This is a genomic window from Nocardioides albidus, from assembly GCF_006335005.1.
Lineage (GTDB): Bacteria > Actinomycetota > Actinomycetes > Propionibacteriales > Nocardioidaceae > Nocardioides > Nocardioides albidus.
Genome location: NZ_VDMP01000026.1, coordinates 383946 through 407421 on the forward strand (window position 1 = coordinate 383946; position 23476 = coordinate 407421).

Sequence of the window (23476 nt, forward strand, 5' to 3'; positions counted from 1 at the left end):
TTTGCTCGCCGGGCCCTGCTCTTCGGCGGTGTCCGCACCGGGGCGGGATTGTGTCGGGACGGGGTGGTTGAGTGGCGCTGTGGACTCCTCGACCGCCCCGATCACCTATCGCCTCGCGCCGGCGCCGCCGGTCGCGGCGGTGCCGGAGCTCGACGAGCACCAGCGCCGGGTCGTCGACCACGTCGGGGGGCCGCTGCTCGTCCTGGCCGGGCCCGGGACGGGCAAGACCACCACGCTGGTCGAGGCCATCGTCGACCGGATCGAGCGGCGGGGGGCACGCCCCGACCAGATCCTCGCGCTGACGTTCTCGCGCAAGGCGGCCGACCAGCTGCGGGACCGGGTCACGGCCCGGCTGGGCGGCACGACCGCCACCCAGCTCAGCTCGACCTTCCACTCCTTCGCCTACGGCCTCGTCCGGCGCTACGCGCCGACCGGGCTCTACGACGCGCCCCTGCGCCTGCTCTCCGCGCCCGAGCAGGACGTCGTGCTGCGCGAGCTGCTCGCCGACCACCCGGAGTCGGTCCGCTGGCCGGAGCGCTTCCGGCAGGCCATGGCCACCCGCGGGTTCGCCCGCGAGGTCCACGCGGTGCTGGGCCGGGCCCGGGAGAAGGGGCTCGACGGCGAGGCGCTGCGTCGCCTCGGTGAGAGCGAGGGCATCGAGGAGTTCGTCGCGGCCGGGCTCTTCCTCGAGCAGTATCTCGACTCCCTCGACTCCCTGGGCGCCACCGACTACGCCGACCTGATCCGCCGGGCGCGCATCGAGGCCGAGGACCACCGCGCCGAGCTGCGCGAGGAGTTCCGCTACGTCTTCGTCGACGAATACCAGGACACCGACCCGGGTCAGGTCGCGCTCCTGCGGGCGATCGCGGGCGACGGCCGCGACCTCGTGGCGGTCGGCGACCCGCACCAGTCGATCTACGGCTTCCGGGGCGCCGAGGTGCGCGGGATCCTCGAGTTCCCGACCGAGTTCCCTCGCGTGGACGGGGCACCCGCCGACGTCGTGGCCCTGCGCACCGTCCGCCGCTTCGGGCCGGGGATCCTGGCTCCCGCCCAGCGGGTCGCCGGCCGGATCGGACTGCGCGGGACCATTCCCGCCGAGGCCCGCGAGCTGTTCCTCGCGCCGCGCGCCGAAGGCGCGACGTACGGCCCCGGTCGCGTCCAGGTGCGCACCTTCGACACCGAGCGCGCCGAGGCCGAGCACCTCGCCGACCTGTTGCGCCGGGCCCACCTCGAGGACGGCGTGCCGTGGGACGAGATGGCCGTGCTGGTGCGGTCGGGGCGGGCCAGCATCGCCCCACTGCGCCGGGCGCTCGGCGCTGCCGGAGTGCCCGTCGAGGTCGCGCGCGACGAGGTGCCGCTCGTGCGCGACCCGGCGGTCCTGCCGCTGCTCGACGCCCTGCGCGCCGTCGTCAACCTCGACAACGACGACCCCGAGCAGGTGGAGTACGTCGATGCCGCCCGGGCGGAGTCGCTCCTGACCGGTCCGCTCGGCGGTCTCGACGCCGGCGACGTGCGCCGCCTGGCGCGCCTGCTGCGCCAGCGCGAGAAGGATCTGTGCCAGCAGACCGGCGGCACGCCGCGCAGCTCGCGGGAGCTGGTCCGGCTCGCCGTGGTCGACTCGTCCTATCTCGACCCGATCGCCGCCCCCGAGGCGGAGCGGGCGCTCGCCCTCGCCCGGCTCCTGGCCCGCGCCCGCGCCGAGCTCGACGCCGGCGCCAGCGCCGAGGAGCTGCTCTGGACGCTCTGGTCCGGCACCTCGTGGCCCCAGCGACTGCGCCGCTCGGTCGAGACCGGCGGCGGAGCAGCGCGCCGCGCCCACCGCGACCTCGACTCGATCTGCGCGCTCTTCGACGTCGCCGTCCGCGCGGGCGAGCGACGCGAGCACCTCGCCGTCGCGCCCTTCCTCGAGGGCCTCGTCCAGCAGGAGATCCCCGCCGACACGCTCGCCGACCGCGGAGCGCGGGGAGCCGCCGTACGCCTGCTGACGGCCCACCGCAGCAAGGGCCTGGAGTGGCGGCTCGTCGTGGTCGCCCACGTCCAGGCCGAGGGCTGGCCCGATCTGCGCCGCCGCTCCACGCTCCTGCAGGCCGACCGGATCGGCCCGTCCGCAGCCGGCGGACTCGTGGGGTCGGTCGTGCCGCCGCTGACGACCCGTGAGCTGCTGATGGAGGAGCGCCGCCTCTTCTACGTCGCGTGCACCCGCGCGCGCGAGCGGCTGGTCGTGACCGCGGTCCGCTCCGGGGAGGACGAGGGCGAGCAGCCGTCCCGCTTCCTCGACGAGCTGGGGTCCGGCGTCGAGCACGTCGTGGGACGACCGCCGCGCCCGCTGTCCCTGGACGGACTCGTGGCCGAGCTGCGACGCACCCTCGCCGACCCGGCGTCCGACCCCGCGCTGCGCGACGCCGCCGCTCGCCGTCTGGCCCGGCTCTCCCACGAGCGGGTGGGCCGGCGCCCCGCCGTCCCGGCCGCCGATCCCGCGACCTGGTGGGGCACGCGGGCCGTGAGCCGGTCGGCGGAGCCGATCCGCGCCGAGGAGCGGCCGGTGCCGGTGTCGGCGAGCATGCTCGACTCACTGGCGACCTGCCCGACCCAGTGGTTCCTCCCCCGGGAGGCGGGCGGAGCCGGTCGCGCCCACCAGTCCGCCAACCTCGGCGAGCTGGTGCACGCGCTCGCCGAGCGGGTGGCCGCCGGCGACGCGCCCCCGGACCCGGACGCCCTGATGGCCCACGTCGACGAGGTGTGGGACCGGCTCGACTTCCGGACGCCGTGGTCGAAGCAGCGCGAGCACGACCGGGTGCGCGCGGCGCTCGAGAGGTTCGTGGACTGGCACGAGTCCAACCCCCGGACCCTCCTGGGCCTCGAGGAGCGGTTCTCCACGGTCGTGGACGTCGACGGGGAACAGGTCCAGGTCACCGGCTATGCCGACCGGGTCGAGCTCGACACCGACGGACGGGTGGTCGTCGTCGACCTCAAGACCGGCCGCACCAAGCCGAGCGACACCTCGGTCAAGACCCATGTCCAGCTCGCGCTCTACCAGTACGCCGTCGACCACGGCGCCCTCGACACCGACTCCGAGGAGCCGGCGCGGCGGGCGGGCGGAGCCGAGCTGGTCCAGCTCGGCCTCCTCGACGGCGGCGCGGACGCCACCGTCCAGCGGCAGCCGGTGCACGCCGAGGACGGGCCCGAGCGCGAGGAGCTGCGCGCTCGCCTGTCCCACGCGGCGCTGCTCATCCGGGAGGAGCACTTCCCGGCCGTCGCGGGCCAGCAGTGCCGGACCTGCACGTTCGTGTCCCTGTGTCCCGCGAAGAGCGCAGGAGCGGTGGTGGCCCAGTGACTGCTCCCACGACAGCCTCCATCCCGATGGTCATCGAGACGCCCGCCGATCTCCAGCGGGCGATGCGGGCGAAGTTCCCGCCGAGCGAGGAGCAGTGGGCCGCCATCAGCGCCCCCCTGCGGCCCGCGGTCGTGATCGCGGGCGCCGGCTCAGGCAAGACGACGCTGATGGCCGCCCGTGTGGTCTACCTCGTGCTGACCGGCCAGGTCCGACCCGAGGAGGTCCTCGGCCTCACCTTCACCACGAAGGCAGCGGCCGAGCTGCGCCAGCGCATCCGTACCGCCCTCAGCGACGCCGGGGCGCTCGACCTGTCGGCGCCCCCGACCCCCGCGGACGGCGACGACGCCGAGGAGATCCTCGAGCCGACGGTCGCCACCTACAACGCCTATGCGTCGAGCCTGCTGACCGACCACGGCCTGCGGATCGGCCACGAGCCCGACACCCGCGTGATCACCGACGCCGCCCGCTACCAGCTCGGCGCCCGCGTCGTCGACCGCTTCACCGGCACCATCGAGCACCTCACCGACCATCCCGAGACCGCGATCCAGAACCTGCTCGCCCTCGACTCGGCGATGAGCGAGCACCTCGTCACCCCCGACCGGGTGCGTGAGCACGACGAGACCGCGCGCCGCGGGTTCGTCCGGGCGCGCGAGGAGGAGCTGGCCGGAAAGGCCCGCAAGACCTATCTCGACGTGATCGACAGGGCGCTGTCGGCGATCGACCGCCGGGCCGAGCTGCTCGAGCTCGTCGCGTCGTACCGTCGGCTGAAGGGTGACCTCGGCCTGATGGACTTCTCCGACCAGATCGAGCTGGGCGCGCGCCTGGCGGCCGAGCGGCCCGAGGTGGGTGCCGTGGAGCGGGGGCGGTTCAAGGTCGTCCTCCTCGACGAGTACCAGGACACCTCGGTGGCGCAGGCCATCATGCTCTCGCGGCTGTTCTCCGGTCCCGAGCCCGGTGCCGGGCTGGGCCACGCGGTCACGGCGGTGGGCGATCCCAACCAGGCCATCTACGGCTGGCGCGGCGCCTCGGTGGCCAACATCCTCAACTTCGCCGCGACCTTCCCAGCGCCCGACGGCACGCCAGCGACCTACGCCCTGACCGTCAACCGGCGCTCCGACCGGCGCATCCTCGACGTCGCCAGCCACCTCGCCGAGCCGTTGTACGACGCGCTCGAGGCGCGCGGCTCCGGCGTGGCGCGGCTGCGGGCCCCGGAGGGTGCGGTCGACGGCGTCGTGGAGGCGCACACCTTCGAGACCCAGCGTCACGAGCTCGCCTGGCTGGCCGAGGCGGTGCGAGGCGCCCATGGCGGCGAGCCCGGTGGCTGGGCCTCGATCGGTGTGCTGACGCGTGACAACGCGCATGCCGAGCTGGTCTTCGACGCGTTGACGGCCGCCGGGATCCCCGTCGAGATCGTGGGCCTGTCCGGCCTCCTGCGACTGCCGGAGATCGCCGAGATCGTCGCCGTGCTGCGACTACTGCACGACGTGACCGACAACGCCGCGCTGTTGACCCTGCTCGCCGGCCCGCGATGGGCGATCGGCCCGCGGGACCTGCGTCTTCTCGGCCAGCGCGCCGGCGAGCTGGCCGGGCGGCGCGGGCGCTCCGGTGAGCAGGTCTCGGTCTCCGACCAGCTCGTCGCGATCGCCGACGGCATCGATCCCGCGGAGCTGCCGTGCCTCGACGACGCGCTCGCCGACCCGGGGGAGGGCCCCTACGCACCGGAGGCCCTGGCCAGGTTCGCCCTGCTGCGCGACGAGCTGCGGCAGCTGCGCTCCGCGGTGGGAGAGCCCCTGCTCGACCTCGTCCGTCGGATCATCGACGTGACCGGCGCCGACGTCGAGCTCGCCTCGGCCGTCAGTCCGGCGGCCGCGGCCCGCCGGGACAACCTCGATCTGTTCGTCAAGGCCGTCGCCGACTTCCAGGCGGTCGACGGCGATGTCACCCTGCCCGCGCTGCTCGCGTACCTCACGGCGGAGGACGACCAGGGCAACGGACTCGACATCGCCACGCCCACCGAGGCCGACTCGGTGAAGCTGTTGACGGTGCACCGCTCCAAGGGCCTCGAGTGGGACACCGTGTTCTGTGTGGGCGTGTGCGAGTCCCGGTTCCCCTCCGCGCAGGGACGGACGCTGTGGGTCTCCTCCCCGGCGGTGCTGCCCGCTCCGTTGCGGGGGGACGCCGCCGATCTTCCCCAGCTCGAGGGCTTCGACAAGGCGGCGCTCGACGACTACCGGCAGCGGGCCAAGGCGCACGAGGCCGACGAGGAGCTCCGGCTCGGGTACGTCGCGTTCACCCGCGCCGCCCACCGGCTCGCCGTGACCTCCTACCAATGGGGTCCGCGCAAGACGCCCTACGGCCCGTCGTCCTATCAGGAGACCGTCCGCGAGGCGCTCAGTGCGTGGGGCCTGGCCCCCGAGCCCTGGCTGGTCCGCCCCGAGAAGGGGGCAGCCAACCCCTACGACGCGGAGGATCCGTCCCGACCGTGGCCGGTCGACGCGATGGGGGAGGAGGCGCGGCTCCGGCTGGTCGCGGCGGCCCGGGTCGCCGAGGCCGACCCCGGGGCTCCTGATCCCGACCTCGACATCGTGACCGCCGCGCGCGTCGCCGAGTGGGACGCCGAGATCGAGCAGCTGCTCACCGAGGCGCGTCTCGCCGCGGGGGCGGGCAACCAGATCGAGGTGCCGCTTCCGTCGTCGCTCTCGGCCACCGCGCTCGGCCGGTTGCGCGACGACCCCCAGGCCTTCGCTCGCGACCTCGCCCGCCCCATGCCGCGCCCGCCCGCTCCGGCGGCCAGGTTCGGCACCCGCTTCCACGCGTGGGTCGAAGCCCGATTCGGCCAGCAGGGGCTCTTCGACCCCGACGAGCTCTCCGGACGCGCCGACGCCGGTATCGACGACGAGGCCGACCTCAAGGAGCTCGTCGCGCGCTTCGAGGAGGGACCGTTCGGCACCCGCCCGCCGCACGCGGTCGAGGCGCCGTTCGCGCTCGTCCTCGGCGCCGGGACGGGACGCCGGCAGGTCGTGCGCGGCCGGATCGACGCCGTCTACGCCGAGCCCGACGGATCCTTCCTGGTCGTCGACTGGAAGACCAGCGCGCGCCAGGACGCCGACCCGCTCCAGCTCGCCGTCTATCGCCTGGCGTGGGCCGAGCTTCAGGGCATCGCCCCGGAGCGCGTGCGGGCGGGCTTCTTCTACGTGCGGTCCGGTGAGCTCGTGGTGCACGACGAGCTGCCCGGACGCGAGGAGGTGGAGCAGCTGCTGCAGTGAGTCAGGAGCGTGCGACCCTGATCTCGGGCGGCTGCGCGAGGCTGCGCCCGACCACGCAGTAGCGCTCGGTCGCGGCGGCGAGGCGCTCGAGGGCAGCGTCGTCGGCGTCGGTGTCGAGGAGGATCGTGACGACGACGTCCTGGACGCCGACCGGTGCTGCCCGGTCGAGGCCGAGGGTGCCGCGGGCGTCCCACCAGCCGTCGGCCCGCAGCCGCGCGGAGCGGATCTCGACGCCCATGGCGGTGGCGACCGCGCGCAGGGTCACGCCGGCGCACCCGAGCACCGCCTGGAGCAGCAGGTCGGCCGAGCACGCGTCGGTGCCGTCGCCGCCGGTGGCGGGGTGCAGTCCTGCGCGGACCGGTCCGGCGAAGCCGTCGATCGTGGCGGTGACCTCCGGATCGCGGTAGTCGCCGGTCGCGACCGTGCCGGATCGCGCTGCAGCGGGATCGGCCCGGTAGCGCTCCTTCAGCGGTGCCTGCGCGGCACGGAGGGTGCTGGCGTCCATGGCTCAGCGTAGGCCCCTCTAGGCTCGGGTTGTGACCTTCCCGCACCTGTCCCTGGTCGCCGACCCGCACGACCGAATGGGGTTGCTCCGCACGGACGAGACCTGGCTGGACGAGCGCTGGGCGGATCCGGCCGGACGGGTCCTCGTGATCGCGGGGACGCGGGTCCGGCCCGGCCCCGAGGGACTCGAGTGGGTCCCGACCGCGGACGCGCCGGACGGCGTACGACTGCTGCTCGGCGAGCGTTCCGGCACCACCTGGTGGGCCGTGATCGTGCCCGGCGAGCTCGCGAAGGCCGAGCCGGAGCGGTGGCTGCCCCTGCGTGGGCTGCTGCCCTTCCTCACCGGGGAGCGGACCGGCGAGCGGACCGGGGAGGCGCCGTTGGTGTTCCACGCGCTGGGCCTGGCCGAGTGGCACTGGGCCCATCGCTTCTGCCCGCGGTGCGGCGGCGCACTGACGTCGCGCGCCGCCGGGCACGAGCTGGTGTGCGTCGACTGCGGCAAGCCGCAGTTCCCCCGCTCGGACCCGGCGGTCATCATGCTCATCGCCGCCGGTGACCCCGGCTCTCCCGAGGAGCGCTGCCTGCTGGGGCGCAACCACAGCTGGCCGCCGGGGCGGTTCTCGACCCTGGCCGGATTCTGCGAGCCGGGGGAGTCGCTCGAGGACGCCGTACGGCGCGAGGTGCTCGAGGAGACCGGTGTCGTGGTCGGCGAGGTGCGCTACTTCGGCAACCAGCCGTGGCCGCTGCCGTCGAGCCTGATGCTCGGCTTCCACGGACGGGCGGTGACCGAGGACATCCGTCTCGAGGACCACGACGTCGAGGACGCGCGCTGGTTCACCCGTGCGGAGATGCGACGCCAGGCCGCCGACGGCACGCTCGTGCTCCCCGGCGGGGTCTCGATCAGCCGCTCGCTCGTGGAGGACTGGTACGGCGGACCGCTGCCCGGCAGTTGGTGAGGATCAGGCGCTGAGCGCCTCGAGCTTGGCCTTCACCTGGGCGACGCTGGGGTTGGTCTGCGCCGTCCCGTCGGCGTACACGAGCGTCGGGACGGTCTGGTTGCCGTTGTTGGCCGACTCCACGACCGCGGCGGCCTCGGGCTGCTGCTCGATGTCGACGATCTCGTAGGCGATGCCCTCGCGGTCCAGCTGGCTCTTGAGGCGGTGGCAGTAGCCGCACCAGGGGGTCGTGTACATCGTGAAGCTCATCGCGGGGCACTTCTTTCCGGTCGGTTCGGGCTGCGTCCACTCAACCACGGCGTCCGCGCGCTTGTTCCGCGGGACCGGTGAGCGCTGTGGCAGCGACCGACCGACCGGGGACTCGTGTCGGGGGCAGCGTCTAGGTTGGGATCCCCAGTCCGGACCAGCCCCCGAAGGAGCGCACGGCCCCATGTCCGAGTCCATCGAACGTCTCCTCTCCGCGCTCGACCCCGAGCAGCGGCAGGTCGCGGAGACGCTGCGCGGACCGGTGCGGGTGCTGGCCGGTGCGGGGACGGGCAAGACGCGGGCGATCACCCACCGCATCGCGCACGGGGTGATGGCGGGGGTCTACGCACCGACCGAGGTGCTCGCGGTCACCTTCACCACCCGGGCGGCGGGCGAGCTGAGGCAGCGGCTGCGCCAGCTCGGTGCACCCGGCGTGCAGGCGCGGACCTTCCACAGCGCGGCCCTCCGCCAGCTGCGCTACTTCTGGCCCCACGTCCACGGCACCGAGCTGCCGACGCTGACCGAGTCGAAGATCCCGATGCTCGCGCTCGCCTGCCGCAACCTGGGCCTGCGGGCCGAGCAGGCGCTGCTGCGTGACCTCGCCTCGGAGATCGAGTGGGCCAAGGTGAGCAACGTCGGCGCCGACGACTACCCGCGCGTCGCGCCCGCCAAGGGCCGATCCGTGGCCGACCAGACGCCGGAGACCATCGGGCGGGTGATCGCCGCCTACGAGCAGGTCAAGCGCGACCAGGGACGGATGGACATGGAGGACGTCCTGCTGCTGACCGCGGGCGTGCTCGCCTCCGACGAGCGGGTCGCGGCGCAGGTGCGCCGGCAGTACAAATGGTTCGTCGTCGACGAGTTCCAGGACGTCTCGCCGCTCCAGTCGGCCCTGCTCGACCTGTGGCTCGGCGGCCGTGACGAGCTGTGCGTCGTCGGCGACCCGGCGCAGACGATCTACAGCTTCGCCGGGGCCGACGCCGACTACCTGCGCACCTTCCCTCAGCGCTATGCCGGCACGACCTCGATCGAGCTGGTGCGCAACTACCGTTCGACCCCGCAGGTCGTCGCGACCGCCAACGCCCTCCTCGCCGGCACCTCCAGCGCCGGCGTCGAGCTGCGCTCCCAGCAGAAGGCGGGCGCGGCGGTCCGCTTCGTCGGGGAGGCCGACGAGGTCGCCGAGGCGCGCGCCGTCGCCGACCGGATCGTGCGCCTCCAGCGCGCCGGCACGGCGTACGGCGAGATGGCGGTGCTGTTCCGCATCAACGCCCAGTCGGAGACCTTCGAGGACGCGCTCTCCGACCGCGGCATCCCCTACATCGTGCGTGGCGCCGCGCGCTTCTTCGAGCGGCGAGAGGTGCTCGAGGCGGTGACCCGGCTCCGCGGCGCCGCCCGCTCGGGGGAGGGCGGCGACGGCCCGTGGCTCGAGGTGGTCAAGGGAGTCCTCGGCGGCATGGGCTGGAGCGCGGAGCCGCCGACCTCGCGCGGCCAGGTCCGCGACCGGTGGGAGTCCTTCCAGGCGCTGGCCGACCAGGCCGAGGAGTTCGCGACCGAGCGCGGCGCCGACGCCTCGGTCGCGGCGTTCGTGGAGGACCTCGATCGCCGCGCCGCCGAGCAGCACGCGCCGAGCGCCGACGGCGTCACGCTGGCGACCTTCCACGCCGCCAAGGGCCTGGAGTGGGACGCCGTCTTCTGCTGCGGCGTCCAGGACGGCACCGTGCCGATCGTCTACGCCGAGCAGGGCGGAGCACGGCCCGACGCCGTCGAGGAGGAGCGGCGCCTGCTCTACGTCGGGGTCACCCGGGCGCGGCGCGAGCTGATGGTCTCCTGGTCCGCCGCCCGCAACCCCGGCCAGGCGCCGCGGCGTCAGCCCTCGCGCTTCATCGTGCCGATGCTGCCCGCGAGCCAGCAGCCGCAGCAGCCTCGGGCGCGCACCAAGGTGGCCCGCTGTCGCGAGTGCCTCCAGCCGCTGTCGTCCGCGGCGGAGAAGAAGCGCGGACGCTGCTCCCACCACCCCGTGCGCTACGACGAGGCGCTGTTCGAGCGGCTCAGGGCCTGGCGCCTCGAGACCGCGCGGGAGGCGGGGGAGGACGGCAAGCCGCTGCCGGCGTACGTCGTGTTCACCGACGCCACCCTCGAGCTGATCGCCGAGCACAAGCCGACCTCGATCAAGGCGCTCGCGAAGGTCAACGGAGTCGGTCCCAACAAGATCGAGCGGTACGGCGAGGCCGTGCTCGCACTCGTCTCCGAAGGCTCCTGAGAGCGTCGAGGACCGAGGGTTCGAAAAAAAGTCGCGAAAACTCCGATAAATGATTTGCGCGGCCTGTTGAGCGGCCATTACGGTCATCAGGCAAGTTCCACTGCGCATCACAGCCCCGGCAGGGCTGGCGCCCGCACGCACCGAAGGAGGTGGCACCCATGGAGAACATCACGATGCAGCCGGTCTTCCCGGCGATGACGTCGGCTTGGCAGCTCCCGCTGTCCGCGTCCTTCGGCCACGCCACCTCTGCCCCCGCGACCCTCGAGGTCCAGGGCTTTGCCACGCGTCCGGCCATGGGCACGACCGTGTTCGGCACGTGCGCCCTCGTGGCCATCGACGCCGCAGAGCGGAAGTTCGCCATCGCCGGCGCCGTCGCCACCAAGGGACGCCTTGGCAGCAACGCCGCCTACGTCCCGGGTCCCCTCGCCTGGAGCCCACCGATCTGACACCTCTCAGCTCGGCAGCCTCCAGGCCGCGGAACCCGAACAGACCGGGATCCGCGGCCTTCGTCATTCTCCGACCGAGAAGCGCGAAGCCCCGGATCCCCACCGGAAATGACAACGCGATCAGGTCAGTGATTGAGGAGGTGAAAAGCAGATGACGACCAGTGTTCTCGAGCCGACGCTGGACGAGCTGCTGCCGTGCCGGCTGAACGATGCGGAGCTGTGGTTCGCAGAGTCCCCGTCGGACGTCGAGGCCGCGAAGGCGCTGTGCCTGGACTGCCCTGTCCAGAGCATGTGCCTCTCGGGCGCCCTCGAGCGGCGTGAGCCGTGGGGTGTCTGGGGCGGCGAGCTGTTCCTGGCCGGCGTGGTGATCCCGCGCAAGCGGCCCCGGGGTCGCCCGCGCAAGAACGCGGCGGCCTAGACCGGGCCGATCCACCCATCCATCGCAATTCCCCTTTCTGAAATCCACTCACAGGAGCCTGAGATGAACCACTTGATGAACGAAGACCTGGCGCGGGCCCACATGGCCATGCGCCTGGGAGAGGCGCAGCAGCTGCGCGCGGCCAGCAGGATGGCCCGCGCCCGCCGCTTGAGCCGCAAGGCCGAGCGTGCAGCGCAGCAGGCTCGTCTCGCCCTCGCTCGCGCACTCTGAGCAGGTCCGCAGCACGCGGACCAGCGAGACCGGAATTCGCCGAGGCCACCTCGGAGAGCACCTGATCGCGGGTGAGCAGGAAGGGCCGGACCGACCGATCGTCGGGCCGGCCCTTCCGGCATTTCCCCTACCCTGGGAGCGTGAGCACGAGCGTGACCTGCGACTTCTGCGGTCGCCGGGCCGAGGGCGAGGAGCCCCCACTGACCTGGACCACGTCGGTCGAGCGCGGCCGGGTCCGTCGCTACTGCGACGAGTGCTCCCGCGCGCACCTGCGCTCGATGGAGGCCAAGCTCGACAGCGAGTGGTGGTGACCGCGCCCGATCGGCGTCACGGCAGGTCGAGGAAGCCGTCCCACGCGCAGCCGCAGTAGGGATGGCGGCCCCACCGGGTGAGGAGGGGCGCGGCGGTCGGTCCGAGGTCGACGGTGGTCGACCAGGTGCTCGGCTCGTCACCCTCCACGAAACGGGCCAGATCGCGCACCGCCCAGGCGAGGGCGAACTGGTCGAGGACCGGATCGCGCGGCGGTGGCTGCTCGGCGCTCTGCCGCGCCGCCTGGGCCAGCAGCAGCGGGAGCCGCTCGTCGTGCAGCGACTCGTGGGCGTCCACGCAGCGCAGGCAGGCGGTCCGACCCGGTGCGACGAACGGCCCGATCCGCAGCGCAGCGGCGTCGCCGCTCACCAGCAGGTGGGGCACCGAGGCGCGCACCAGCGGGTCGAGCCGCTCGCGGGCGAGCGGACCCCCGGCGACGACGAGGCGGACGGCCGCGTCCTGGGCCGGCCCGGCCACGGTCAGCCCCGCGGCGGACAGCAGCGGCCCGAGCTGGCTCTCCATCCCGGGCGGGGCGTCGACGGCGACCAGCAGGTCGGCGCGCGCCGCGCGGCGTCGTACGGCGTCCGCGCCGGCCTGCGCCATCAGCGCGGCGAGATCGCCCGTGCCGGTCTCGGACGGGGCCGCGGCGTCCGGGGCTGGGAGCGCGAGGCCGGCGCCCACGAGACGGTCCAGCGCTCTCGCCGCTTCGGCGGGCAGCCCGGCTGCAGCAGCGCGGCCGGAGGAGCCGGCGAGGTCCTCGAGGAGGCGTCGCACCTCGGGGACGTCGGGCAGGCGAACCCGCGGACCGAGCAGGCCGATCTGGAGCACGCCCGGGGAGCGGGACAGGACCGGGGTGCCGGGACGCAGCAGGAGGGGCCGGGACGCCATGGCGGCAGCGTCGCACGCGGCGCGTTCGGCTGCGGGCGGTCATCCACAGGCGACCTCCCCAGCTGATCCGGGAACGCGCACGGGCGGCTCCACCGAAGTGGAGCCGCCCGTGAAAAGTCGGCTGTGCGCCGTGCTGAGCTGGGTGCTCAGGCCTTGCCGAGGATGCGGTTGAGGTTCGTGCCGCAGACGGGGCAGACGGCCTTGGCCATCCGGGTCCCCTTCTCGTTGACCTTGACCTCGCCCTCGGCCTCGCGCTTCTCCTTGCACTTGACGCAGTAGAACTCGCCGCTCCAGGTCTCCGCCATGACGGCCTCCTTGCTCATCTTGTTCGTTCGGTCGTCGCGACGGGGACATGGGGGGAAGCCCGTCGGGGCCCGGAGCCGAGCTCCGGACCTCCTTGACCCTACGGCACGCCCCCACGGAGTCGCAGTAGCGTGCCCCGCATGTCTGCATCCGCTGTGAACCGGCCCACGCCGCCCTCCCTGACGCACCTGCGCCTCGAGCGGCCCGCCGAGGGCGTCGCGCTCCTCGTCCTGGACCAGCCGGAGCTGCGCAACGCGATGAGCGACGAGATGACCGAGTCCTGGGTGCGGGCGGTCGACCATCTCGCCGCCGACCCGTCGGTGCGGGTCGTGGTCGTGACCGGCGAGGGCAAGGGCTTCTGCTCGGGCGGGAACCTGTCCTGGCTCGCGTCGGAGCCCGGGGCGAGCGTCGACGAGCTGCGCTCCCGGATGCTGCCGTTCTACCGCGCGTGGCTCTCGATCCGCCGCCTGGAGGTGCCGACCATCGCCGCCATCAACGGCGCGGCCGTCGGCGCGGGTCTCTGCGTCGCGCTGGCCTGCGACATCAGGTACGCCGCCCGCGGGGCGCGGATGGGCGTGCCGTTCACCAGGCTCGGGATCCACCCCGGCATGGCGGGCACCTACCTCCTGTCCGAGGTGGTCGGACCCGCCGCGGCCCGCGACCTGTTCCTCACCGGGCGCCTCGTCGACGCCGACGAGGCGCTCGGCCTCGGCCTCGTCTCCCGGGTCTGGGAGCCGGGGGAGTTCCGCGCCGGCGTCCTGAGCACGGCCGCGGAGGTCGCGGCCGCGGCGCCGGTCGCGACCCGGCTCACCAAGCGGGCGCTGCAGCGCGGGCACGCCAGCATCGAGAGCGCCCTGGAGTGGGAGGGACTGGCCCAGCCGGTGACGCTGGCGACCGAGGACCTGCTCGAGGGGATCCGGGCGGCTCAGGAGCGGCGGGCGCCGGTCTTCACCGGGCGCTGACCGGTCCGGAACGAGAAGAGACCCCCGGTGCCGCGGCGCCTCGCTTGCCTTCCCCTTGCGAGCGAGGTGCTGCGGCCCCGAGGGGCCTCGTCGGTGACGAACCTAGGCAGGTTCGCGGACGCGGTCAATCCGGACGGGGCGCGACCTGTGGACAAGGCTGTGGAGAAAGCTGTGGACGAGTCGCGTCTGCCGTGGACCGCCGGGGGAGAACCGGTGCTGTCCTGTGGAGGAGCGCCGCGGTGCGGAGGGGCCCGGCGGGCGCCGTACCGTCGGGTGACCAGGGAGGATGGTGCCCACAGGCTCATCCACCGCCTGTGGACAGACAATTCCTGGTGGTGACGCGGAGGAGGGCAGTGTGGACCAGCGGGCGGACCAGCGGGTGGACGAGGAGGGGTACGACGGCACACCGGTGGCGGCGCTGCGCCGGATCGCGTTCCTGCTGGAGCGCGGCCGGGCGGACAGCTACAAGGTCAAGGCCTACCGTCGCGCCGCCTCCTCGATCCTGGCTCTCGACCCCGACGACGTCGCAGCGCGCGCGGCGGCCGGGACGCTGACCGAGCTGTCCGGCGTCGGGGCCAGCACCGCGCGGGTGATCGCCCAGGCCGCCGCCGGCCGGATGCCGGAGAAGCTGGCCGAGGTCGAGGCGGAGTACGGCGGCCCGCAGACGGCCGACGGGGCCGGCACCGCCCTGCGCGCCCGGCTGCGCGGCGACCTCCACTCCCACTCCGACTGGTCCGACGGCGGGTCGCCGATCGAGGAGATGGCGATGACCGCGATCGAGCTGGGCCACGACTACCTCGTGCTGACCGACCACTCGCCGCGGCTCAAGGTCGCGCGCGGGCTCTCCGCCGAGCGGCTGGCCCGGCAGCTCGACGTGGTGGCCGCGGTGAACGAGCACCTCGCCGGCGCGGGCTTCCGCCTGCTGCGCGGCATCGAGGTCGACATCCTCGACGACGGCTCGCTCGACCAGACCGACGAGATGCTCGGCCGCCTCGACGTCCGCGTCGCCAGCGTCCACTCCAAGCTCGCGATGGACCCCGATCCGCTGACCCGGCGGATGATCGCCGCCGTGCGCAACCCCTTCACGAACGTGCTCGGCCACTGCACCGGCCGACTGGTCACCGGCAGCCGCGGGGTGCGCAAGGAGTCGCGGTTCGACGCGCGCGCGGTCTTCGAGGCGTGCGCCGAGGAGGGGGTGGCGGTCGAGATCAACTCCCGCCCCGAGCGCCGCGACCCGCCGACCCGGCTCCTCGAGCTGGCCCGCGACATCGGCTGCCTGTTCTCCATCGACAGCGACGCCCACGCGCCGGGCCAGCTCGACTATCCGCTGCTCGGCTGCGAGCGCGCCGAGGCGGCCGGGATCGACGCCGACCGGATCGTCAACACGTGGCCCGGGGAGCGGCTGCTGGAGTGGGCCACGCCGTAGGGTCGGGACATGCCCACCCCGCGCGTGGAGGTACGACGGTCGGAGCGCCGCCGTCGTACGGTCACGGCCTACCGCGAGGGCGAGAAGATCGTGGTGCTCGTGCCGGACAACCTGTCGGTGACCGAGGAGCGGGCCTGGGTCTCGAAGATGGTGGCGCGCGTGCAGCGCAAGGAGCTGCGCGCCGCGCCCCGTCGGTGGGACGACGACGCCCTGGCCGTGCGGGCGCGGGAGCTGAGCGACGAGTACCTCGGTGGGCTCGCCGTGCCGGAGTCGATCCGGTGGGTCGGCAACCAGCGTTCGCGTTGGGGCTCGTGCACCCCGAAGGACCGCACGATCCGGCTCTCCGAGCGGCTGCAGCGGATGCCGGACTGGGTGATCGACTACGTGATCGTGCACGAGCTCGCCCACCTCATCGAGCCGCACCACGACGAGCGGTTCTGGGGATGGGTCGCCCACTACCCGGCGGCGGAGAAGGCCAAGGGCTACCTCGCCGGCTGGTCGGACGCCGCCCGGATCGACCGGCCGCCCTCCGAGCAGGTCATGCCCGGCGAGGACGTCGACTAGAGGTCACAGGAGCGCGGCGCGGGCGCGCGCGATGAGCACGTGCATCGCGGGCTCGAGCTCGGGCAGGCCGTCGAGCGGCCACCAGCGCAGCGCGAGCGACTCGTCGCTGACCGCCTCCCGGGCGCCGGGACGGGCGCGGGCGGCGAACCGCACGTCGAGATGGCTGACCCCGCCCCGAGGGTCGCAGAAGGGCACGACGTGCACGTCCAGCTGGAGCGGCTCGGGGTGGAAGTCCAGCTCGGCCAGCCCGCTCTCCTCGTGCGCCTCGCGCAGCGCGACCGAGGCGAGGGTCGGGTCGCCGGGCTCCGCGTGGCCGCCGAAGTGGAACCAGCGGCCGGCCTTGCGGTGCAGGTTGAGCAGGACCCGGTCGCCGGTCGCGTCGAGGACCAGGGTGCCCGCGGTGAGATGGTCGGGGTACGACGAGCGCCACATCCCGTCCGGTGTCGACTCGAGGTGGGCGACGTACCGCCGGCGCATCGCCTCCTCGGCGGTGTCGGGCGCGCGCCAGCCCGTCAGGACGCCCAGGGCGTCCGCGTGGAGGCTCACTCCTCCTCGCCACCGCCCTCGAGCAGCTTGCGCAGCTCGGCGTCGAACTCGTCCTCGCTCAGGGACTCGGGGGCCGTGGCCTCCGCGCGGAAGGACAGCGGGTCGTCGAGGTCCTCGGCGGTGGGCAGCAGGTCGGGGTGCATCCACACCCCGTCGCGGGCCTCCTGGCCGGACCGGGAGCGCAGGCCGCCCCACAGTGTCGAGGCGTCGCGCAGCCGGCGGGGGCGCAGCTCGAGGCCGACCAGCGCTGCGAAGGTCTGCTCGGCGGGACCTCCGGCCGCCCTCCGGCGCCGGACCGCCTCGCGCAGCTTCGCGGCGGCGGGCATCCGCTCCGTCGTGGCCTGGCCGACGACCTCGTCGACCCAGCCCTCGACCAGCGCGAGCGCGATCTCGAGCCGGGAGAGGGCCGCGGTCTGCGCCGGGGTCTGCGGCGGGTCGAACATGCCGCCCTCCAACAGTCCCTGCATCGCGTCGAGGTTGCTCGGGTCGATCGAGCGCAGCTGCTCCTGCACCCGGTCCTGGATCTGCTGGGCGTTGACCTCCAGCCCGCGAGCGTAGTCGGTCACCGCGCCGATCAGGTGCTCGCGCAGCCACGGCACGTGGGCGAACAGGCGCTGGTGGGCCGCCTCGCGCAGCGCGAGATAGAGCACCACGTCGTCCTCGGTGACGTCGAGCCCCTCGGCGAACGCACGGACGTTGGACATCACCAGCGCCGCCTTGCCGGGCGCCCCGAGCGGGAGGCCGATGTCGGAGGCGGTGAGCACCTCGCCCGCCATCGCGCCGAGGCCCTGCCCGATCTGCATCGCCATCATCCCACCGACCGCCTGGCCGATGATCCCGACGAGCGGGCCCGCCGCCGCCTTCATCTCCTCGGGCAGACCGCTGGACAGTCCGGTCACCGAGCGGGCCGCGACGGGCTCGACGAGCACCTGCCACACCGGCTGCGTCTCGACCAGCCACTGCGCGCGACTCCACGCGGCCGTCGTACCGACGCCGCTGGGGAAGCCGGTGGCGGTGTCGAGCCAGTGGTCGGCGAGGCCGACGGCGTCGGCCACCCGGTCCTGGTCGCGCTGCGTGGGGGAGGGGTCCGGCTCCTGCGCGACGGCCTTGCGGGCGATGTCGTTGGCGGCGTTCCAGTTCAGCGGTCCGTCGTGCGGCTGCAGGAGCGATTGCAGCTGCTGGAAGAACTCCATGCCGCCGCCGGCGCCGCCCGGCAGACCGCTTCCGCCCAGCGCGCCACCGAGCGCGCCGAAGATCTGCTCGAAGGGCGTGCCCTTGAACGGGTTCGGCTGGTCGTCACCGGGGTTGCCCGGACTATCGGTCATGGGTCAAAACTACGCCCGATCCGCAACCGGCGGTGTCGGGGACAGCCCTGACCGGACCCCGGTCCCTTCCCTAGAGTGAGGACCATGACCAGCCGCGTGACCCGTCCCGCCGTGCGCCTCGTCGCGATCTCCGACCAGCCGCTCTCGGTGGGCGAGGTGCTCGACAGCCTCGACGACGCCGCGTCGGGGGGCCTGGTGCTCTTCGTCGGCCGGGTCCGCGACCACGACCACGGCCAGGGCGTCACCGGGCTGTCCTACTCCGCGCACCCCTCCGCGCTCGAGCGGCTGCAGGACGTCTGCGCGCGGATCGCCGACGAGTACGACGTCACCGGTGTCGCCGCCGTGCACCGCGTCGGCGACCTCGACATCGGCGACCTCGCCGTCGTCGTCGCCACCACCGCCGGGCATCGCGGCTCGTCGTTCGAGGCGAGCCGGGCGCTCATCGACACCCTCAAGGCGGAGGTGCCGATCTGGAAGCACCAGCGCTTCACCGACGGCTCCGAGGAGTGGGTGGGGAGTCCGTAGCGTGTCCTGTCGGGTCGGCCGCCGCGGCCGACCTACCCTCGAGGGGTGGAGATCCTGCTCTGGCTGCTGCCGGCCGCCGTGCTCACCCTCGCCTCGATGGCGTGGGTCGCGTGGTGGGGCCGGGAGGGGCGGGGCGAGGTGGACCGCGAGACGGCCGCACGGCGACTGGGCGAGGCGCTGACCCGCGAGCAGCGCTCGCGGCCCGGGTACGCCGCCCCCGGGCGGGCTCCCGAGCGGCGCACCGGCGTCGCGCTGCGGCCCTCCAAGGCCCGGCCCGTCGTGCTTCCCGGGGCCGACGAGACCGCCACCGACGCGGAGCAGGTCGGCGACCCCGACGTACCGGGCGACCGGCGCGCATCCTGATTGGACTCGTCTGACAAGGTAGGCGCCATGAGCCAGCGCCTGATCGCCGCGTGCATCGCGGCTCCGTTGGTGCTGATCCTGGGCGGCATCGCGCTCGTCGTGCCGCTGCCCTACGCCTCCTACAGCCCGGGGCCGACGTACGACATCCTCGGCAAGGACGCCGACGAGGCCGAGGTCGTCCAGGTCGACGGGCACGAGGCCCACTACGACAAGGGCGAGATCCGGTTCACGACGGTCGTCGCGTCGTCGTACGGCCAGAAGCTCTCGCTGGGCGAGGCGCTGGCGCGCTGGCTCGACCCCGACAAGGCGATCCTCCCGTACGACGTCGTCCACCCTCCCGAGATCAGCAAGGCGGACGAGAAGGCCGAGGGCGCGGTCCAGATGACGACCTCGCAGGACGTCGCCAAGGCGGTCGCCCTCACCGAGGTCGGCCTCGACGTCCCGACCGCCGTGCAGGTCGCGCTCGTCGACGACGAGGGTCCGGCCAAGGACAAGCTCCTCGTCCACGACGTCTTCAAGGAGGTCGACGGGAAGCCGGTCACCGACGCCGACCAGATCGTCGCGGCCGTGCGCAAGCACGACGACGGCTCGCTCGTCGAGTTCCGGATCCTTCGGGACAAGCGGGAGCTGACCGTGCGCCTCAAGCCGGAGGAGATCGACGGCAAGCCGCGTGTCGGCGTCTCGCTCGGCCTGGGCTACGAGTTCCCGTTCACCATCAACCTGCGGGTCGACCCCAACGTCGGTGGTCCGAGCGCCGGGCTGATGTTCTCGCTGGCCATCTACGACACGCTCACCGAGGGCTCGCTGACCGGTGGCGCCACCATCGCCGGCACCGGCGAGCTGGGCCCCGACGGGAAGGTCGGGCCGATCGGGGGCATCGAGCAGAAGATCGCGGGGGCCGAGGCCGCTGGGGCCGAGCTGTTCTTCGTGCCCAAGGACAACTGCCCCGACGTCAAGGGCCTCGACCCGGACCTGCGCCTGGTGAAGGCGACCACGATGCACGAGGCTCGCCTCGCGCTGGAGAAGTGGGTCGGCGACCATGACGCCGCCCTGCCGAGCTGCTGACGGAACGCAAGGATGCCGATGGACTACGACCTGGACGTCGACCCGGCACTGGCCGCAGCCGTGCTGGAGATCGAGGGCCACCACGCCCGCGCGGGCTGGGACCAGCCGGCGCGGCTGTACGCCCTGGTGGACACCGGCCACCTGGTGACCCAGGAGCCCGCGCTGGCCGCGCAGCTCGGTCTGGACGCCCCGGCCGAGCAGGGCTCCCTGACGCCGGTCGAGCAGGACGACCTGCCGCCCGGCCAGGAGCTCGAGCAGGTGCTCCCCGGCATCCAGTGGCCCGACGTGGTCGTCGGCTGCGCGGCCGTGGTCGAGCGCCTCGTGCTCCCGCCCAAGGTCGACGGCCAGGTGCCGGAGGACCCCGCGGCCGCCGCGGAGTTCGCGCGCGAGCACCCCGAGGCCGAGGAGGTCCGCATCGTCGCCGGCGTGACCCGGCACGGTGCGAGCTACTGCGCGCTGCGGATGCGCAGCCACGACGACGACAGTGCCGTCATGGGCGGCAACGACCTGGTGCCCGGGCTCATCGAGCTCCTGCGCGCCACCCTGCTGGACGACCTGCTCGACGACGCGGAGGACGAGACCGATGAGTGAGCTGTTCGACGAGGAGCCCGAGCGTCCCGCGCCCGAGCGGCCCGGGCGTCGTACCCGAGCGCTGGTCATCACCGGCGTGGTGCTGATCATCGGCTTCTTCCTGATCAGCGCCTTCGCGGGCATCTACACCGACCGGCTGTGGTACGCCGAGGTCGGCTTCGGCGAGGTCTTCAGCACGATGCTGTGGACCCGGGTCGGGCTGTTCCTCGCGTTCGGCGCGGTGATGGGCGGGATCGTCGCGCTCAACATGTATCTCGCGTTCCGGTTCCGCCCGATGTTCCTCATGGCCGGACCGGACGGCGTCGACCGCTACCGCGACGCCGTGACGCCCATCCGCGGCTGGCTGCTGGCCGGGGTCGGCGTCGTGGTCGGCCTGTTCGCCGGCACGTCCGCGATCGGGCACTGGCGCACCTTCCTGCTGTGGCGCAACGCCGAGGACTGGGGGAGCAAGGACGCCTATTTCAAGAAGGACATCGGCTTCTACGTCTTCGACCTGCCGTGGTGGAACTTCGTCATCGACTTCGTGATGGCGATCGCCGTCGTGTCGCTGATCGCCACCGCGATCGTCCACTATCTGTACGGCGGCATCCGCCTCCAGGTCGCCCACGACCGCCTCTCCGGGGCGGCGCAGGTGCAGCTCTCGGTCCTGCTCGGTGCGTTCGTGCTGATGAAGTCGGTCGACTACTACCTCGACCGCTACGACCTGGTCACCGACGACCACCGGCTCTTCACCGGCATGAACAACGCCGGGGAGAACGCGATGCTGCCCGCACGCAACATCCTCGTCGGGGTGGCGCTGATCTGCGCGGTGCTGTTCTTCCTCAACGTCTGGCGCCGGACCTGGCAGCTGCCGTCGGTGGGCCTCGCTCTGCTGGCACTGTCGGCGGTGCTGCTCGGCATGATCTGGCCGGCGATCGTGCAGAACTTCCAGGTGAAGCCGTCGGAGGCCGACAAGGAGAACTCCTACATCAAGGCCAACATCGACGCCACGCGCGAGGCCTACGGGCTCAGCGACGTCGAGAGCGAGCGGGACACCGGCACCCCGGGCGACGCCCCGACCGCGGACCAGGCGGCCGCCGTCCTCGGGCAGCTCGGCACGACCCCGGTGGTCGACCCGAAGCAGGTGCGCGACACCTTCCAGCAGCGCCAGCAGGTGCGGTCCTACTACTCGGTCGCCTCCGTCCTCGACGTCGACCGCTACACGATCGACGGCAAGGAGGTGCCTCTCGTCCTCGGCGTGCGCGAGCTCGACCAGTCCGGGATCAACTCCGCCGACCAGAACTGGTCCAACCTGCACACGGTCTACACCCACGGCGAGGGCCTGATCGCGGCGTACGCGAACCGGATCTCCGACAGCGAGGTCAACGGCCGCATCGTCTGGGCCGAGGGCATCAGCGGCGAGGGCACCAGCGGCGCCAGCGACCTGACCAAGAGCGAGGAGTTCGAGCAGCGGATCTACTTCGGCGAGCAGAGCCCGTCGTACTCCGTGGTGGGCAAGTCCAGCGGCAAGGCCAACGACGTGGAGCTCGGCCTCGCCGACACCGACAGCGACGAGGGCGACCAGCGCACGACGTACGACGGCAAGGGCGGTGTGTCGATCGGCAGCACCTTCAACCAGCTGATGTACGCGATCAAGTTCGGTGAGCCGAACTTCCTGCTCTCGGGCCGCGTGAACGGCAACTCCAAGGTGCTCTACAACCGCACGCCCACCGAGCGGGTGGAGAAGGTCGCGCCGTGGCTGACCGTCGACGCCGACCCCTATCCGGCAGTGGTCGACGGCAAGATCGTGTGGATCATTGACGGCTACACCACCACCGACCGCTACCCGAACTCCCAGCGCGAGTCGTTCGACGCGATGATCGACGACTCGCTGCAGCAGGACACCGGCCTGCAGACCATCCCGACCGACGAGATCAACTACATGCGCTCGGCGGTCAAGGCGACGGTGGACGCGTACGACGGCACGGTGACGCTCTACCAGTGGGACGAGGGCGACCCGATCCTGAAGACCTGGATGAAGGCGTTCCCGGGCACCGTGACGCCGAGCAGCGAGATCCCCGCGGAGCTCAAGAGTCACCTGCGCTATCCCGAGGACCTGTTCAAGGTGCAGCGCTACCAGCTGGCGAAGTACCACGTCACCGACGCTGGCGAGTTCTACAACGCCAACAACCGGTGGGAGGTGCCCGAGGACCCGAACGCCGCGCGCCCGGTCTTCCAGCCGCCGTACCGGCTGTTCTCGACCGGCGTGGACGGCACCAACGACTGGTCCCTGACCTCGGTCTTCGTGCCTCGCGGCAAGGGCACCCTGGCGTCGTACCTCCAGGTCAACTCGGACGCGAACTCGCCGAACTTCGGCAAGCTGCGGCTGCTGGAGATGACCGACGCCAACACGCCGGGACCGGGCCAGGTCGCCAACCAGATGCAGCAGGAGAAGGCCGTCCTCGACGCGCTGCGCGACTACCGCGTGCAGGGCGCGACCCCGCCGCGGTTCGGCAACCTGCTGACGCTGCCGGTGTCGGGCGGGCTGATCTACATCCAGCCGGTGTACGCCGTGCGCACGTCGGGTGCCTCCACCTTCCCGATCCTGCAGTTCGTGATCGTCAAGTACGGCGAGAGGGTGGGCATCGCCCAGGACCTGCCGACCGCGCTGGGCGACGCGCTCGAGGTCGACCTCGGCGACGGTGCGACGCCCGAGACGCCGGGCGAGCCGGAGACCCCCGGCGAGCCGGAGGAGCCGGCGGGGACGCTCGACGAGCAGATCGCCGAGGCGCTGCGCGATGCGGACGCGGCCTTCGACGCGGCGAACGCCGCCCAGAAGAAGAACGACACGGTGGAGTGGGCCCGCCAGCTCGACCTCGCCCGGGAGGCCGTCGAGAAGGCGATCGAGCTCGCCGACGAGCGCGACAAGAAGCAGGACAAGCAGGAATAGCGCCGACTGCGGGATCATC

The 23476-nt window shown here is 72.9% G+C and carries 22 protein-coding genes; 16 read left to right on the forward strand and 6 right to left on the reverse strand.

Annotated features, from left to right (window positions below):
* Positions 1-79 precede the first annotated feature (79 nt).
* Both FHP29_RS17670 and FHP29_RS17675 read left to right on the forward strand, forming a co-directional pair.
* A complete protein-coding gene (locus FHP29_RS17670; RefSeq protein ID WP_240044573.1) occupies positions 80-3334 on the forward strand; it encodes an ATP-dependent helicase in 3255 nt (1084 codons plus the stop codon).
* A gap of 26 nt (positions 3335-3360) precedes the next feature.
* A complete protein-coding gene (locus tag FHP29_RS17675) occupies positions 3361-6600 on the forward strand; it encodes an ATP-dependent DNA helicase (protein ID WP_139624171.1) in 3240 nt (1079 codons plus the stop codon).
* 1 nt (position 6601) lies between these two features.
* On the opposite strand, the gene FHP29_RS17680 is transcribed toward FHP29_RS17675, so the two are convergent.
* Positions 6602-7105, reverse strand: a complete 504-nt coding sequence (locus FHP29_RS17680; RefSeq protein ID WP_139624172.1) for an OsmC family protein — start codon at positions 7103-7105, stop codon at positions 6602-6604.
* A gap of 31 nt (positions 7106-7136) precedes the next feature.
* Here FHP29_RS17680 and nudC point away from each other — a divergent pair, with 31 nt between their 5' ends.
* Positions 7137-8060: an NAD(+) diphosphatase gene (nudC, locus tag FHP29_RS17685; RefSeq protein ID WP_240044574.1), complete on the forward strand. Its 924-nt coding sequence runs from the start codon at positions 7137-7139 to the stop codon at positions 8058-8060.
* A gap of 3 nt (positions 8061-8063) precedes the next feature.
* Here nudC and FHP29_RS17690 read toward each other — a convergent pair whose 3' ends face one another.
* Positions 8064-8309, reverse strand: a complete 246-nt coding sequence (locus FHP29_RS17690) for a mycoredoxin (protein WP_139624173.1) — start codon at positions 8307-8309, stop codon at positions 8064-8066.
* Between the two features lie 181 nt (positions 8310-8490).
* Between FHP29_RS17690 and FHP29_RS17695 the strand changes: the two genes are divergently transcribed.
* The 5 genes from FHP29_RS17695 to FHP29_RS21850 all read left to right on the forward strand — a co-directional run bounded on the left by FHP29_RS17695 (position 8491) and on the right by FHP29_RS21850 (position 11972).
* On the forward strand, positions 8491-10566 hold the full coding sequence (locus FHP29_RS17695; protein ID WP_139624174.1) for an ATP-dependent DNA helicase UvrD2: 2076 nt from the start codon (positions 8491-8493) through the stop codon (positions 10564-10566).
* A gap of 158 nt (positions 10567-10724) precedes the next feature.
* Positions 10725-11012, forward strand: coding sequence for a hypothetical protein (locus FHP29_RS17700; protein WP_139624175.1), 288 nt, complete (start codon positions 10725-10727; stop codon positions 11010-11012).
* Positions 11013-11163: 151 nt separating this feature from the next.
* Entirely contained in the window at positions 11164-11430 is a 267-nt protein-coding gene (locus tag FHP29_RS17705) for a WhiB family transcriptional regulator (RefSeq protein ID WP_139624176.1), read from the forward strand.
* A 63-nt stretch (positions 11431-11493) separates the two neighbouring features.
* Positions 11494-11661 (forward strand): hypothetical protein, encoded by a 168-nt coding sequence (locus FHP29_RS22075; RefSeq protein ID WP_192904040.1) that lies wholly within the window; start codon positions 11494-11496, stop codon positions 11659-11661.
* 140 nt (positions 11662-11801) lie between these two features.
* Positions 11802-11972, forward strand: coding sequence for a hypothetical protein (locus tag FHP29_RS21850; protein WP_158296623.1), 171 nt, complete (start codon positions 11802-11804; stop codon positions 11970-11972).
* Positions 11973-11988: 16 nt separating this feature from the next.
* Here FHP29_RS21850 and FHP29_RS17710 read toward each other — a convergent pair whose 3' ends face one another.
* Together FHP29_RS17710 and FHP29_RS21855 are read right to left on the reverse strand one after the other, a co-directional pair.
* Positions 11989-12858 (reverse strand): hypothetical protein, encoded by an 870-nt coding sequence (locus FHP29_RS17710; RefSeq protein WP_139624177.1) that lies wholly within the window; start codon positions 12856-12858, stop codon positions 11989-11991.
* Between the two features lie 146 nt (positions 12859-13004).
* Positions 13005-13163, reverse strand: a complete 159-nt coding sequence (locus FHP29_RS21855; protein WP_238408271.1) for a DUF5679 domain-containing protein — start codon at positions 13161-13163, stop codon at positions 13005-13007.
* A gap of 138 nt (positions 13164-13301) precedes the next feature.
* Here FHP29_RS21855 and FHP29_RS17715 point away from each other — a divergent pair, with 138 nt between their 5' ends.
* From FHP29_RS17715 to FHP29_RS17725, 3 genes are all read left to right on the forward strand, one after another.
* Positions 13302-14123 (forward strand): enoyl-CoA hydratase/isomerase family protein, encoded by an 822-nt coding sequence (locus FHP29_RS17715; protein WP_139624178.1) that lies wholly within the window; start codon positions 13302-13304, stop codon positions 14121-14123.
* 355 nt (positions 14124-14478) lie between these two features.
* Complete coding sequence (locus tag FHP29_RS17720) at positions 14479-15549, forward strand: PHP domain-containing protein (RefSeq protein WP_240044575.1); 1071 nt, start codon at positions 14479-14481, stop codon at positions 15547-15549.
* A 9-nt stretch (positions 15550-15558) separates the two neighbouring features.
* A complete protein-coding gene (locus tag FHP29_RS17725) occupies positions 15559-16113 on the forward strand; it encodes a M48 metallopeptidase family protein (protein WP_139624180.1) in 555 nt (184 codons plus the stop codon).
* Positions 16114-16116: 3 nt separating this feature from the next.
* Here FHP29_RS17725 and FHP29_RS17730 read toward each other — a convergent pair whose 3' ends face one another.
* Together FHP29_RS17730 and FHP29_RS17735 are read right to left on the reverse strand one after the other, a co-directional pair.
* Positions 16117-16659, reverse strand: a complete 543-nt coding sequence (locus tag FHP29_RS17730; RefSeq protein WP_240044576.1) for an NUDIX hydrolase — start codon at positions 16657-16659, stop codon at positions 16117-16119.
* On the reverse strand, positions 16656-17984 hold the full coding sequence (locus tag FHP29_RS17735) for a zinc-dependent metalloprotease (protein ID WP_139624181.1): 1329 nt from the start codon (positions 17982-17984) through the stop codon (positions 16656-16658). Before FHP29_RS17735 ends, FHP29_RS17730 begins: the two co-directional genes overlap by 4 nt.
* Positions 17985-18068: 84 nt before the next feature.
* Between FHP29_RS17735 and FHP29_RS17740 the strand changes: the two genes are divergently transcribed.
* From FHP29_RS17740 to FHP29_RS17760, 5 genes are read left to right on the forward strand one after another with little or no spacing between them, the layout of a single operon-like run.
* Positions 18069-18509, forward strand: coding sequence for a molybdenum cofactor biosynthesis protein MoaE (locus tag FHP29_RS17740; protein WP_139624182.1), 441 nt, complete (start codon positions 18069-18071; stop codon positions 18507-18509).
* 45 nt (positions 18510-18554) lie between these two features.
* The gene (locus FHP29_RS17745) at positions 18555-18872 is read left to right on the forward strand and encodes a hypothetical protein (RefSeq protein WP_192904041.1); all 318 of its coding nucleotides are present in this window, start codon (positions 18555-18557) and stop codon (positions 18870-18872) included.
* Positions 18873-18899: 27 nt separating this feature from the next.
* Positions 18900-19937 (forward strand): YlbL family protein, encoded by a 1038-nt coding sequence (locus tag FHP29_RS17750; RefSeq protein WP_139624183.1) that lies wholly within the window; start codon positions 18900-18902, stop codon positions 19935-19937.
* Between the two features lie 18 nt (positions 19938-19955).
* Positions 19956-20528: a PPA1309 family protein gene (locus tag FHP29_RS17755; RefSeq protein ID WP_139624184.1), complete on the forward strand. Its 573-nt coding sequence runs from the start codon at positions 19956-19958 to the stop codon at positions 20526-20528.
* Positions 20521-23457, forward strand: coding sequence for a UPF0182 family membrane protein (locus FHP29_RS17760; RefSeq protein WP_240044577.1), 2937 nt, complete (start codon positions 20521-20523; stop codon positions 23455-23457). The genes FHP29_RS17755 and FHP29_RS17760 overlap by 8 nt, the downstream gene beginning before the upstream one ends.
* Positions 23458-23476 lie beyond the last annotated feature (19 nt).